General features: G+C 56.4%; 9 protein-coding genes. 6 read left to right on the top strand and 3 right to left on the bottom strand.

Annotated elements, in window-relative coordinates:
* Positions 1–126, top strand: a 126-nt coding sequence (locus AB1S50_RS17390) for a transposase domain-containing protein (RefSeq protein ID WP_367152251.1), incomplete at its 5' end; no start/stop codon positions are given.
* 123 nt (positions 127–249) lie between these two features.
* On the opposite strand, the gene putA is transcribed toward AB1S50_RS17390, so the two are convergent.
* Positions 250–3,396 carry a bifunctional proline dehydrogenase/L-glutamate gamma-semialdehyde dehydrogenase PutA gene (putA, locus tag AB1S50_RS17385; protein ID WP_367152363.1) on the bottom strand — a complete coding sequence of 1,049 codons (3,147 nt, stop codon included), beginning with the start codon at positions 3,394–3,396 and terminating at the stop codon, positions 250–252.
* 141 nt (positions 3,397–3,537) lie between these two features.
* On the opposite strand from putA, the gene AB1S50_RS17380 reads away from it, so the two are divergent.
* The 4 genes from AB1S50_RS17380 to AB1S50_RS17365 all read left to right on the top strand — a co-directional run bounded on the left by AB1S50_RS17380 (position 3,538) and on the right by AB1S50_RS17365 (position 8,032).
* On the top strand, positions 3,538–4,053 hold the full coding sequence (locus tag AB1S50_RS17380; protein WP_367152362.1) for an Lrp/AsnC ligand binding domain-containing protein: 516 nt from the start codon (positions 3,538–3,540) through the stop codon (positions 4,051–4,053).
* A 151-nt stretch (positions 4,054–4,204) separates the two neighbouring features.
* A complete protein-coding gene (locus AB1S50_RS17375; RefSeq protein ID WP_367152361.1) occupies positions 4,205–5,158 on the top strand; it encodes a DMT family transporter in 954 nt (317 codons plus the stop codon).
* A gap of 12 nt (positions 5,159–5,170) precedes the next feature.
* Positions 5,171–6,319: an acyl-CoA dehydrogenase family protein gene (locus AB1S50_RS17370; RefSeq protein ID WP_367152359.1), complete on the top strand. Its 1,149-nt coding sequence runs from the start codon at positions 5,171–5,173 to the stop codon at positions 6,317–6,319.
* Positions 6,320–6,727: 408 nt separating this feature from the next.
* Positions 6,728–8,032 carry an OmpP1/FadL family transporter gene (locus AB1S50_RS17365; protein ID WP_367152358.1) on the top strand — a complete coding sequence of 435 codons (1,305 nt, stop codon included), beginning with the start codon at positions 6,728–6,730 and terminating at the stop codon, positions 8,030–8,032.
* 198 nt (positions 8,033–8,230) lie between these two features.
* Here the strand turns inward: AB1S50_RS17365 and AB1S50_RS17360 are convergent, their stop codons facing one another.
* Both AB1S50_RS17360 and AB1S50_RS17355 read right to left on the bottom strand, forming a co-directional pair.
* Positions 8,231–10,570, bottom strand: coding sequence for a tetratricopeptide repeat protein (locus AB1S50_RS17360; RefSeq protein WP_367152356.1), 2,340 nt, complete (start codon positions 10,568–10,570; stop codon positions 8,231–8,233).
* Between the two features lie 591 nt (positions 10,571–11,161).
* Positions 11,162–11,503, bottom strand: a complete 342-nt coding sequence (locus tag AB1S50_RS17355) for a TGF-beta family protein (RefSeq protein ID WP_367152355.1) — start codon at positions 11,501–11,503, stop codon at positions 11,162–11,164.
* Between the two features lie 979 nt (positions 11,504–12,482).
* Between AB1S50_RS17355 and AB1S50_RS17350 the strand changes: the two genes are divergently transcribed.
* The gene (locus AB1S50_RS17350; RefSeq protein ID WP_367152353.1) at positions 12,483–13,997 is read left to right on the top strand and encodes an amino acid permease; all 1,515 of its coding nucleotides are present in this window, start codon (positions 12,483–12,485) and stop codon (positions 13,995–13,997) included.
* The last annotated feature ends 140 nt before the right edge of the window (positions 13,998–14,137 follow it).

Raw genomic sequence — 14,137 nt, 5'->3', positions numbered from 1 at the left:
GCCAAGCTGAATGGTCATGATCCCTTTGCGTATCTGAAAGATGTGATGCAGCGATTACCGATGCATCGCGCCAGTGCTATCGGCGAGCTGCTGCCCCATAACTGGGTTCCTGCTGACAAGGTGTGATGCCCGGACGCTTACAGTAATTGGTTGTCGAGCTCACGTGTATGAGCTTTTTCAATGACAGAACTAGAAAACACCGGTTGTCAAAACGCCGCCGCCCCGGTAGCCGGGGTGGCGGTTAAGAGGCTACTGCCCTAAAGTGAACAGTTGTGTGTTGCCACCAGTGGCCACTCTGTTGATGGTTTTGGTTTTTTCCTCGGCGAAGCGGAACAGGTAGTGCGGTCCTCCGGCCTTGGGTCCGGTGCCGGACAAACCCTGGCCCCCAAAGGGGTTTACCCCGACGACAGCGCCGACCATATCCCGGTTTACGTAGCAGTTGCCCACCTTGACCCGCTTGAATATGGCGCTGGCGCGCCCCTCGATGCGGGAGTGTAGTCCAAACGTCAAACCGTAGCCGGTGGCATTGATCTGCCGAATCACATTTTCCAATTCGCTGCCTTTGAAGCGCACCACATGCAAAATGGGGCCAAACACCTCCCGCTTTAGCAACGAGAAATCCTCGATTTCCACCACTAGCGGGCCAAAGAATGAGCCACTTGCGGGTTTTTTCTTTGGGTCGTAGGCGAACAGGACACTGGCTTCTTTCTGCATGCGCTCGCTGTGGGCCTCCAACATAGCCAGGGCCTTGTCGTCGATGACCGGGCCGATATCGGTTTCCAGTTTGGAGGGGTCGCCCAGGAAAAGCTCTTCGCAGGCGCCTTTTAGCATTGTCAGCAGACTGTCCGCAATCACGTCCTGGACACACAGAATTCGCAGCGCTGAACAGCGCTGGCCGGCGCTGAGGAAAGCGGATTGAATCACATCGTCGACCACCTGTTCCGGCAGGGCGGTGGAATCCACGATCATCACATTCTGGCCACCGGTTTCGGCAATCAGCGGGATGATGGGGCCCTCTTTATCTGCCAACTGCCGGTTGATCAGACGGGCGGTTTCGGTGGAGCCGGTAAAGGCGACGCCACCCAGGCGCGGGTCGCCGATCAGCAGTGGTCCCACCGCAGCACCAGTGCCGGTGATCAGGTGAAGAACTTCCTCCGGTACCCCCGCTTGCAACATCAGTTGCACGGCCCGGGCGGCGATTAGCGGGGTCTGCTCCGCGGGCTTGGCCAGCACCGCATTGCCCGCCGCCAGTGCCGCCACCACCTGGCCGGTAAAAATGGCCAGGGGAAAGTTCCAGGGGCTGATTGCCACAAATACCCCGCGTCCGGTCAGGTAGAGCTGGTTGCTCTCGCCGGTGGGACCGGGCAGGTCCTGTGGCGCGTCAAAATGACGCCGGGCGCCGTTGGCGTAATAACGGCAGAAGTCCACCGCTTCCCGCACTTCCGACACACCGTCATTTAAAGTGCGGCCGGCTTCAGCGCAGACCAGCGCCACCAGATCATCCATGTGCTTTTCATACAGCTCGGCGACGCGATCGAGAATCTCCGCACGGGCCATGCCGCCCATACGATCCCAGGCGATCTGGGCCTCAACGGCGGCGGCATAGGCGGTTTCGATCTGGTGTTTGTCCGCGTCGGCGGTATACCCCACCAATTCGCCGGTAGCGGGACTGTAGACTGGTTCTGTGGTTTCCCCCATGGCGCCTTTGATGATGGGGCCGCCCCTGAACTGTTTACCGCGGATGTCGTTGACCACCTGCAGCAGTGGTTCCGCTGCCAGGGGGTCTGTCAGCTCAATTCCGCGGGAATTGCTGCGCGGCAGCATTTCGTGGCCCAGGTAGATGTCTGCGGGCAGGGGAATCTGTGGATGGCGATAGGGCTTGCAATTCTCGCTCAGTTCGATGGTGTCCTGCACCAGCGTATCAATCGGGGTTTTTTCGTCCATAAAGCGATTGACGAAGGAACTGTTGGCGCCGTTCTCCAGCAGGCGGCGCACCAGGTAGGGCAGCAGGTCCTTGTGCGCCCCGACCGGAGCATAGACACGCACCGGCACCGGCTTACCGTGCACTGCCTCCACCTGGGCGTAGAGCAGATGGCCCATGCCGTGCAGGCGCTGGAATTCGTAGTCGTCGCGGTCGCCGGCCAGCTCCAGTATCTGGCCTACGGTATAGGCGTTGTGGGTGGCGAACTGGGCATAGATGGCATCGCTCGCGTCGAGCAGCTTCTTTGCACATACCTGGTAAGACAGGTCCGTATGGCACTTGCGTGTATATACCGGGTAATCGGGCAGTCCCAGCTGCTGCGCATGCTTGATTTCGCTGTCCCAGTAGGCACCTTTGACCAGGCGTACCATCAGCTTGCGCCCCGTGTCGCGACCCAGGGCGATGAGCCAGTCCGCCACATGCGGAGCGCGCTTCTGGTAGGCCTGCAGGACGAATCCGAGTCCCTGCCAGGCCGCAAGCTCCGGGGCGCGGGCCAGTGCTTCGAAGATGTCCAGAGAGATATCCAGGCGGTCCGCTTCCTCGGCGTCGATATTGAGTCCCATACCGTGTTCAGCGGCGGCCAGGCAAAGCGCCTTTACTTGGGGCAGCAGCTCGGTCATCACCCGCTCGCGCTGCAGGGCAGTGTAGCGGGGGTGTAGGGCGGAGAGTTTGATGGAGATTCCGTTGGCCTCCACTACGTCGCGCTTGCTGTTATCCGTACCGATGGCTTCAATTGCCGCCATGTAGGCGTCGAAATAGCGTTGGGCGTCCGCCATGGTACGGGCACCTTCCCCCAGCATATCGAAGGAAAAGCGCGTGCCAGGCAGGTTTTCCGCCGGGCCGCGTTTCAGCGCCTCTGCGATGGATCTTCCCAGCACATATTGACCGCCCATGATCTTCATGGCCTGCATCATTGAGGTGCGTACCATGGGTTCACCCATGCGGCTGACCAGACGCTTTACCCAGTGGGAGGGTTTTTCGGTGATATCCGGGTCCAGCTCGACGATATTGCCGGTCAGCATCAACCCCCAGGTGGACGCGTTCACAAACAGGGAATCGGACTGGCCACGATGGCTGGACCAGTTGCCGGAATGGACTTTTTCCGCGATCAGTTTGTCGGCAGTATGAGCGTCCGGAACCCGCAGCAGGGATTCCGCCAGGCACATGAGCGCCACACCTTCCTTATTGGATAGGCCGAATTGCTGCAGGAAGGCATCCAATGTGCCGCGCTTGCTCCTGTGTTTGCGGGACTCGGCCACCAGGGCGCGGGAGGTATCGAGAATTTTCTGGCGCGATTGGTCACTGGGGCGCGGGGCCGACAACAGTTCGCTAACACACTGGTTTTCGTCGGCGTGCAGATACTGGCGGGCCTGCTGGCGCGCGCGGTGCAGTTCTCCGGCGAAGTTTGTGGACATGATCACTCCCAAATATCAGTTAGTACGACCAGAATAAAAATCGGATTATGTGGCATTTTGTTCAGAATTAATCGCCATATTGGCGGCAAATGTGGTTAAATATCACGCCTATTTAGCTGATAACCAGTAGGGTATGTTGTCATGTCTCGACAGTTGGAAGACCTGGATAGAATAGACCGTCAAATACTCAGTATCCTGCAGCGGCACGGCCGCCTGCCCAATGTGGAGCTGGCGCGCCGGGTCAACCTCAGTCCGACTCCCTGCTTGGAAAGGGTCAAGCGCCTCGAGCGGGAAGGCTTTATCCGGGATTATGTGGCTTTGCTGGACCCGCTGAAAGTCCATGCCGGTCTGGTGGTATACATTCAGGTGACACTGACGGATACGGCCACCGAAGCGCTGGAGGCCTTCAACAGGCATGTCTCGGGCCTGGAGGAGGTCCAGGAGTGCCATATGGTTGCCGGCGGCTTCGACTACCTGGTGAAAATCCGCATCAAGGACATGCTCGGCTACCGCCGTTTCCTGGGCGAGAAACTGGCTTCGATTCCAGGGGTGCGGGAGACCCATACCTATGTAGTGATCGAAGAGGTCAAGACGGATACCGCCGTGGCGGTGCCGGACCCCGAGGGCGATGCAAGATCCAGCAAGCGCTCCTCTTAAGCGCGGACCCTATGGCCATTTGCCTCATGCCGGCCTGTGTCGCAATGATTTCGTAACCAGTTTGTTTGCCGGGCTAACAGGGGGATGGCCGGCATAGTTTCCTGATTGCCCTCGCCAAGCGGGTTTCTGCTGTGGGAGACATCTCAAAGCGATGAAGAATTCTTCTGCCGTCAACAACCGCCGCGCCTATCTACTGGCGCTGGCCGCAGTGCTGTGCTGGTCCACAGTGGCCAGTGCCTTCAAGCTGTCACTGCAGTTTGTGTCACCGCTGCAGCTGGTGACCATCGCTGCGCTTGTCTCCACTCTGCTGCTGGGGCTGGTGGTCACATGGCAGAAAGAGTGGCGCACTCTGGGGGCCTCGTGGCGCAAACACTGTCGGCTGTATATGGCGCTGGGATTTTGCAATCCGTTTCTCTACTATCTGGTGCTGTTTCACGCTTACGATATGCTGCCCGCGCAGCAGGCACTGTCTCTGAACTATACATGGGGCGTATTGCTGGCACTGCTGTCGGTACCGCTACTTAAACAGCGAGTGCGACGGCGGGACCTGTTTGCGGCTCTGGTCTGTTATGGGGGTGTCCTGGTCATTGCTAGCGGCGGCAGTCTGCACGGATTTCAACTGGACAATCTGCCCGGTGTGGGACTGGCGTTACTCAGTACGCTTATCTGGTGCTGCTATTGGCTACTCAGCACCCGTATCGGAGGCAGCCCGGCGGTCAACCTGTTATTGACTTTCCTGTGCGGTTTGCCCTGGCTTGCCCTGGTGATCCTGTTACGGGGAGACTGGCAGTGGCCGCCCCTGGCCGGCTGGATGGGGGCAGTTTATGTGGGCCTGTTTGAAATGGGTATCGCCTTTCTGCTGTGGCAGGCCGCGTTGATGGCCTGCGGCAACACCGCCCGCATCAGCAATTTGATTTACCTCTCGCCGCCGCTGTCACTGGTGCTGGTTGCACTGCTGGTGGGGGAGAAGATTCACCCGGCCACGGTTGTGGGTCTGGTGTTGATCCTGCTCGGCGTCGGAATCCAGCGGGGCGCATTGCGCGGCCTGTTGGGTAGGATGTCTTGGGGCGGAGCCATGGCGCCGCCGGACTCTACACATAAATAGCATAGGTAGCCTATGAATTTCGCACTGACCGAAGAACAACAGATGATTGCCGAGGCGGCCCATCAATTTGCCGACAGCGAATTGAAGCCGATAGCCGCAGAGTTGGATAAAAGCGGGAACCGCGAACTGCTGCTGCAGAAACTCAAAGCTTTGGCTGAACTGGGCTTTATGGGTATCAATATCGACCCCGAGTACGGCGGCACCGGCGCTGGCACTGTGGCCTTCAGCCTGGCGATTGCAGCTCTTGCCCGTGGCTGCGCCTCCACCGCCACCACCACTTCTGTGACCAATATGGTTGCCGAGGTGATCCAGGCGGTGGGCAGTGAGGCGCAAAAAGAAAAATATCTGCCAAAAATCTGTAGTGGTGAATATGCTGCCGGTTCCTTCTGCCTTACGGAATCCACGTCCGGCTCCGACGCGGCCGCCATGCGCACACGAGCGGTCAGGGAGGGCGATAGCTATATCCTCAATGGCAGCAAGCTCTATATCTCAAGTGCTGAATTCGCCGGAGTGTTCGTGGTTTGGGCGGTGACCGATCCCGAAGCGCCAAAAGGCAAAGGCATCTCCTGTTTTCTGGTGGAGGCGGGTACACCCGGCCTGATCATCGGCAAGGCGGAGGAAAAAATGGGCCAGAAGGCCTCTGTCACCAACGAGGTTGTATTCGACAATTGCCGTATCCCTCTCGCCAACCTGATGGGGGAGGAGAACCGCGGTTTTCGTATCGCCGCCGGAGAACTGGCGGGTGGGCGCATCGGTATTGGTTCGCTGGCGTTGGGCCTCGGCCTGGAGGCACTGGATCAGGCGCGCGCCTATATTCAGGAGCGCGAGCAATTTGGGCAACCATTGGCGCGGTTCCAGGGGCTGCAGTGGCAGTTGGCGGATAAATATACTGAAATGGAAGCGGCGCGATTGCTGCTGTTACAGGCCGCCTGGCAAAAGGATGCCGGCCTGCCTTTTGGCCCCGCCGCCTCGATGGCAAAGCTGTTCGCAACGGAAAAGGCCAATGAGGCGTGTTACACCGCTTTACAAATGCATGGTGGGGCGGGGTACACGCGGGATTATCCGCTGGAGCGTATGGCCCGGGACGCGCGTATTACCACCATCTACGAGGGAACCAGCGAAATCCAGCGTTTGATTATCGCCCGCCACCTTCTCGGATAACCTTTTATCCATCGGATTCCTGCCCATGGAAACCTGCGCTGCGACGCGCAATCGATGGCTTTCCGTGGGCTTGTGCCGGCCTCTGTCCTGCAGCGGCATACCCTTGTGCCCCATTCCCCCGATAACTTATTTTAGTTGCCGGGGGAATAAGCAAAATAATCGACGCCAAAAAACGGAAGTCAAGGCCACCAAGCAGAGTATCAGTCTTTACTGAATATTGGTTGGCAGGATTGTGCAGGCGTATACCCGTTTCCTTAATTTTCCGCTGGATTTTACCCGGCTGGAATATAGGAAAAACAACGCCAAGCCGACGTAAAAGCCTGTCAGCACTAGCGCTGATCCTATCTCTAGTGAATTTTGATCACACCTTGACAGAATGCTGGGCGCCTGGAGCAGAGGGACCTGACGATGAGTAATGGGGCTGAATTGGGCTCAGGGACGTGCAAGCTGTTGATCTATGCGGCCCTGGCCTCAACGCTCACTGCGAGCCAGCCTGCTTATGCCGGGGGACTGTTGTTTTGGGAGGTGGGCACACCGACACTGGGCACTGCGGGAGCGGGTTGGGCGGCTATGCCGGAGGACGCCTCCACCGCCTTCACCAATCCCGCCGGTACTGTCTGGCGGGAATCCACCGAGATAATGGCGGCGGGACAACTGCTCTACGGCCATTTGGATTTCAGTGACGGCGGCGAGAGCAATGTGCCGGGCAATGATGGCGGCAACGCCATCGAGTGGTTTCCCGGCGGTGGCTTCTTTGCGGCGGGTCGCTTGAATGAGAATTTTGGCTGGGGGTTTAGTGTCAGTGGCAATTTCGGTGGATCGGTGGCCTATGACAGTCAGTGGAAGGGACGGCGATTCGTACGCAAAGTGGACCTGCTGAGCGGCAATATCATGCCCTCTCTAAGCTGGCGTGCCAGTGACAAGGTTTCCCTGGGGCTGGGGTTTATCCTTGCAACCGGTTATTACCGCTTTGAGTCGTCGCCACGGGCGGGCATCATTCCGGGAGACGCCAGTCTTAGGTATGACGACACACAGGTGTCTCCCGGCGGTAGCCTGGGGGTTATCTACAAGCCGAGCAGTGACATGGTTTTGGGAATGACATACACCTCAACCATCTCCTGGGATTTCAACTACCAGCTGCAGTTAAAGAATTTCGGTCCCCTGTTCGGGCCATTGGCAGAGCAGTTCAATGGCCGCAATTTGCGGATCAATGTGGATGTTCCGCAAACGCTCACCGCCAGTGTTCAGCAGCGCCTTTCCCCAACAGCCACTGTGTACGCCAACCTGAATTGGCAGCACTGGTCAGAATTTGGCTATTTCGGACTCGAAATCGACAATCCAGCTCAGGTTAGCGTTACTCTCAACCGAAACTACAAAGATACCTGGCATGGCGCCATTGGAATCCGCCACAAATTTGATAGTGGCACCCTGCAGGACTGGTCACTGTCTGCGGGAATTGCCTACGATAGCGGTATGGTCAACACCGAGAACCGCACCGCGGATCTGGTGACGGACGCGGCCTGGCGCTTGGGTATCGGTGGTCAAAAGGAACTCTGCTATGGCTTGCGCCTCGACCTCGGCTACACATTGCTATGGTTTGGTGATACGGATATCGACCAGACCGGGCGCCCGCCTTTTAATCCACGGTTGCAGGGCACCTATCAGAATTATTCGGTGAATTTTTTTGGCGCTTCGCTGCAACGCAGTTTTTAATAACCCCTGCAACTAGCAGGCGGTTGAAATTCGAAGAATTTCGACGCCTGGTACCGGAATATGGATGTTCCGGCAAAATCGGCGACACCTAAATCGTTGATTTTGGGAGAAAAGTGAAAATCCCATTTTTCGCTTTTCATGTGTTGCAAAAGGCAGGATGCCTTTTGCAACAACCTGCTAGGGCCTGTTGACGTCAATTCAGCCACTGGGATTCAACAGCGCCTCATAGTGCTGCGCTTTTTTGTCATTGCCGGACTGGTGGTAGAGGCTGGCCAGTGCGCGGATAATACCGCCGTCGTTGGGGAAGCGTTGCAGGCCCCGTTCCAGTACCGCCAGGGCCGAGTCGGTCCGCCCCTCGGAGTTCAGGGCGATGGCGTAAACATAAATATAGCGGCTGGATGTGTCGGTTCCCTCTGCGGCCTTGCGTAAATATTCCATTGCCTCGTGACTTCTCTGCTGCCGGACCAGGCAGAGTCCCAGCGAATGCTGGACCGGCTCCGGATTGGTGACCTGTTGCAATCCGCGGCGCAGCAGTGCCTCCGCCTCCTTTTCTCGGTTGGAAACCCGGTAGAGGTCCGCCAGGTTAATATAGGCGGGGGTATAGTAGGGTGCTTTGGCCAGTGCCCGTTTGAACATAGTTTCCGCCAGTTGTGTATTGCCCTCTTGCCAGTGCATGGTGGCCAGATTGGTCAGGGATTCAGGGCGGTCGGCATTAAAGGTTTCCGAAATGCGGTAGTGGTTCAGAGCTAAATCGAACTGCTGGCGAATATCGCGGGGATAAGTTTCCAGTGGCGCGCCAACCAGGCTGTTGGCCGATAGGGCCGCCACCACCCGGCTGTTGTCGTAGAGCAGGGGAATGGCGAAAGCCGGCCTGATATTTCCCGGCACCATTTCGAGTGCCTGAGCCAGGCCCAGGTTGAGCAGAGCGTTATCCCCCTGGGCAATGGCCTGCAGTATCGGCGCAGATTTTGGAGAAAGGTAGCGGGGCAGCATAGTCACTGCGGTCGCCCGCGCAATAGCCGGTTGCGATTCATCGGTGATAAGGCGCAGCAATTGGGCTTCCGCGCCCGGTAGTCCTTTGCGCCCGGCGTAAAGGGCCGCGCCGAAGTGTTGCTCCTCTGGCGGGCCGAATCTATCCGCCAAAATAGAGGCTGCCCATTCGCTGGTTTCACCCCGGTGACAGCCGGTGCAGACGTCCGGAGTGCCCAGGGCTTTGGCCAGATCCGGCCGCGGTATGCGAAAGCTGTGGTCGCGCCGCGCATCCACCTGCATATAAGTCCGGGCCGGCATGTGACAATTGATACATTGGGCACCGGGGCTGTCCGTGGCGTGCAAATGGTGTTCCGCGGTATCGAATCTGGCCGGCATATGGCATCCCGCGCAGAGATCATTGCCGGAAGCGCGGAGTTGCAGGTTGTGGGGTTTGTGGCAGTCGCCACAGGTGACACCAGCGGCGTGCATCCGGCTTTGCACAAAGGAACCATAAACAAAGACTTCGCCTTTGATCTGCCCGTCGGCGTGATAGAGGGGTTCCCGCAGCAGTGCCAGGTTGAAATAGTCCAACAGGGGTTGGTCGGGTTTGCGGCCGGGAAAGCTGGTGGACCTGCGGGAGTGGCATTGACCGCAGACACCGAGTTCCAGGCGGGATTTATGGCTCGATGTCCGCCGGGCTATGCCAGTGTCCCAGTCCATGGTCCAGTCGCTGCTCTTGCGCCCGAGATACCTTATGGTCAGGCCATTATCGATGTTGTCCGCGCCTAGCTGCTTTGCCCACTGGATGTGCTTGGAGCCGGGGCCGTGGCAGGCCTCGCAGCCTACGTTTATATCCGACCAGCTGGTGGAGTAGCTATCCGTTGCCAGATCATAGTTTTTGTGCAGATTGGTGGAATGGCAGTCTGCGCACATGAAATTCCAATTCTGGTTGACACCGGTCCAATGCAACTGGTCCCCGTGTCTCACCGGCTCTTCCGGGTATAGGTGAAACCAACGCTGACCGCCCTCCGATTTGTCTCTGCTATCCCAGGCGATGCTCAAAGCCTGGAGGCGGCCTCCGGGAAACTCGATCAAATACTGTTGCAGGGGACTGACTCCGAAGGTATAGGCGATGGGGTATTCCCGCAATTCTCCAGTCGGCCCGTCGGTATCTACGTAGAATTTTTCTCCCTTTTTGTAGAACCTCGACAGGGTGCCGAAGTAATCGAACTCCGCCTGCTCGAAATTTCCCAGCACCGAATTGGCGTCGGCTGTCTGCATGGCCAGATCGTGATGTGAATTTTTCCAGGCGGCGTACTGGCTGCGATGACAGCCAATACACGCGTCTGAGCCAACGTAAGTTGGTTTGCGCGCCTCGGCCCCTTTATGCTGGTTTCCCGGTAGTTGTTGCGGACCGGAAGTATCTACCGAGGCCACCCTTGAGGTGACGTCAGGGTCCCGGTTGTAAGAAGTGGGTTCAGTGCTGTCGCCCTTGCCACCAGTTCCTTTGTTGCAGCCAGTCAACAGCAAAAAGAAGACCAGCAGTAGACAGTGGCTCCTTGGCATAGCTGATTTGCTACCCTGCCTATTCATAGACGCGCTCTTATGTCTTCCCTGCGGCCATAAGTGTAATCGATCAGGGGGACTGGAGTGGGACGCGATAGTGGCGTCCTGACCAGACAGGCGCAAAATAACACTCTTTTATTTCATTGCGGATTCTGCGGGATAGTTTTCACAGTTTTGTCCCACTGCCAGGCCCTGGGGAGCTTCTGTGGGAAGAGGGCGTGTCGTCTTAGCGTGTTTATTCCGACACTCTCAAATCAGATTGGAGAGGCGCAAGAAGTGGCTTTTTATAAATCTACTGGCAGCCGGATCAATCGTTTGAATATGGGGCAGACTGGTAACCAGTAAAATCAGATAATGCCTTTTTGCAGTGGTCGGTGAAGGAAAGTAAACAGTCCCAGCGAATCCTAAACCTTTGGCTTAGTCCATTGACCAGCACTCACTAATTGAGTGAGTGCCGCAAGGAAGCTTCGCTAAACTTCCCACTATGGAACTACTGAAGGAGAAGGCAATCTCCTGATTTGCTGGAATTTAAATGGATAGAATCCAATTAGACAGGGTAGTTCAGTACAGGACTGAACTACCAAAGTTTGCCTACCTACAGGCTGCCGCAGTAGCGATTGCGTTGGGAAGCGTATCTACAATTACATTGCCGTCGTTGTCTTCGAACAGAATTGACACGTCAGCGAATTCAACCGGCACACATCGTAAAGGTAGCCCTGCCACAGAGTTCTTAAGAAGTCCATGAGTGGTATCTGCTTGCATGGAATTACAAGTCCCTTGAGCTTCTTTTATGTTTAACGTAGTGGGGGCAATAACGAAAGGATAGGCGGCTTGCAGATTGACTGTCCTGTCAACCAAAGTGCAGTTTGCATAGCTAAAGCTGGCAAATAATGCGGCAAATACCGCTAAAGCGTTTAGTAATATTTTATTCATAGTATTATTCCCTTGATAAATGTGTGGTTAAGGTTGTATTTCAGCATTGAAGTAGATTCAATCAATGCGCGCCCTTTATAGGTCGGACTTTTTTTTCTTTCAAGGGAATTGTTCACAAAGCCGTGTTGGTCGAGCAGGAATTATTCAGGTCGCTCAATAAATCAGTCAGAAAACCTGCGGAATAATAATTGCCTGCAAGTAAATAGTCGGATAGATCAGCTGTCGATAATTTTTGCTTTCCTGGTAATTGAAACAATGATAGATTTCCTTTTTAGTAAAGGAAAATAGGCAAGTTAGAAGTTTTCTGGAATTAAATATTCTTGCCTGGGATTTGAAAAAGGAATATTCAGTTTATAGTTTTTCCACTTTTATTTTTTACAATAGGGAAAGACTGGGATTGTGAAATGGGTAACCTTCAGAAGGTTTTGAATATTTTCGGGGTTTTCCTTTCTTCGGCTTTGGTATCAGACGGGTTGAAATTTTTATTTCCGACAAGCAAAAGCAAATTTTCACTGTGTTACCTGTCCGATGATGCTAGTTGCAGAATCCATTAATTCTCTGAAGGTGATCCTGTGTCGGCTTTTGGGCCGGAGCACCATGACAATTCTCGCCGATAATATCCTCAATATTCGGGAGTGATTGCAGCAGCATATGGCAATACCACACCCTGGAGGTCTATGCCCCGACCAGGATAACTTCTGAAAGGTGCCGTCTGACCTGTATCCCCAATTTCCCTCTCTTCAGGCTGAATAGGTAGCCTCTGTCAGTCAGCGGGGCAGGGCAAACCTGGCAGCGGCCGCCTCTCCAAATCCCCGTGAACCGCAACCAATCGTGACATGCCTCGCAAGTGGCGCATTCGCAATTCCGGATAATTGTGCTTGACTTGTCATGAAAACTTAGGGGACTTGTGCCATAAGCCCGAATTCCACAAAAAAAGGCTGGAGACGCCTTGCTTACTAAGACGTCAAGGAGGACTGATGTGACTGACAAAGCGCAGGCCGCGAAAGTATCCGGCCCCGGAACCAAAACCCTGACCGCTGCCACACTGGGCTTTATGACCGCCGCCACAGTGGTGACCAGTTTGCGCGGTTTGCCGATGATGGCGCAGGAAGAACTCACCATGTTCTTCTATATAGGCTTCGCCACCTTTCTCTTTTTGATTCCAGCCGGGCTGGTGGCCGCTGAGCTGGGTGGCGCCTTTGCCGACCGCACCGGCGGTGTCTACACCTGGATGGGCGAGGCTTTTAGTCCCAAGTGGGGCTTTGTCTCCATCTGGCTGCAGTGGATACAGAATGTGGTCTGGTATCCCACCGGCCTCAGTTTTGCCGCCGCCGCTATTGCCTATGCCATAGGCCTGCCCAACCTGGCGGAAAGTAATACCTTTGTGGGCCTCTTCTGCATCATCCTGTACTGGGTCGCCACACTGGTGGCTCTGAGTGGCACCGACTTTCTGGCCAAGGTGACCAAGATGGGCTTTCTGCTGGGCACACTGGTTCCCGGGGTTATATTGATGCTGCTGGCGGTCTGGTGGGCGATGGATGGTAACGCCATCGGCTGGGAGACCACCACGGACCCGGCGGTGACGGTGACGGAAGCGGGCGGTAAAAACCACCCCCGCTGGTTTCCCCATGTGGCCGGGCTGGGCTCTCTGGCTTTTCTTGGTGGAATACTATTGAACTTCGCCGGGGTGGAGGCCCAGGGTACGCACGCGGCGGAGATGCGCAATCCCAAGCGGGACTATCCGCTGGCTATTTTACTGGCGGCGCTACTGTCCTTCGCTATTTTCACCCTCGGAGCCCTGGCCCTGGCGGCGATACTGCCCTACAGCGATATCACCCTGCAGAGCGGCCTGTTTGTCACCTTCGAACGGGCTTTCCAACAGCTGATGGGTATCGGCTGGCCGGTGAACCTGATATCGATACTGGTTTGCTACGGCGCTGTCGGGGGCGCCCTGGCGTGGCTCGCCGGGCCCAGCCGCGGCCTGCTGGCCACCGCCCAGGACGGCATGCTGCCCCCCTGGCTGCAGCGCACCAATGCCAAGGGTATGCAGCGAAATATTCTGCTGGTCCAGGGCCTGATTGTGACCCTGATCTCGTCCATCTATTTCGTGATAAAGGATGTCAGTACTGCCTTCTTCCTTATCTCGGCCATGACTGTCACCCTCTACATCATTATGTACCTGCTGCTCTATGCGGCGGTCATCCGCCTGCGCAGCACCCAGCCGGACCTGCCGCGCAGTTTTAGTATTCCCGGCGGCAAGATGGGTTTATGGCTGGTGGCCGGAATCGGCTTTTTGGCGGTGGCCTTTGCCTTCGTGGTGTCCTTCTTTCCACCGGACCAGTTGCCGGTGGGCAGCCCGGCCATGTATGTGGCCCTGGTGGCCGGCGGTGCGGTGGTGTTTACGGCCCTGCCGCTGCTGATTTACGCCTTGCGCAAGCCGGGTTGGAAGGCCGGGGGAGAACACGGGCACAAGTCCTTCCACAAAGAGGGCTAGTGGGCTATGCGGAAAATAAGGTTACGTGATTTGATTTCATGTATACTTGCCCCATGGATACTCCGGACGTTTTTACAATTACCGCTCATGATGCAGCAATCCTGGAAAGCTGGATTCGCAGCACCTCGCTTCAGCAGGGT

Origin of the sequence: Microbulbifer discodermiae (assembly GCF_040742695.1) — a bacterium.
Taxonomy (GTDB): domain Bacteria; phylum Pseudomonadota; class Gammaproteobacteria; order Pseudomonadales; family Cellvibrionaceae; genus Microbulbifer.
The sequence above is the reverse complement of the archived record's forward strand: the minus strand, read 5'-3'. Positions and strand labels throughout refer to the sequence as shown.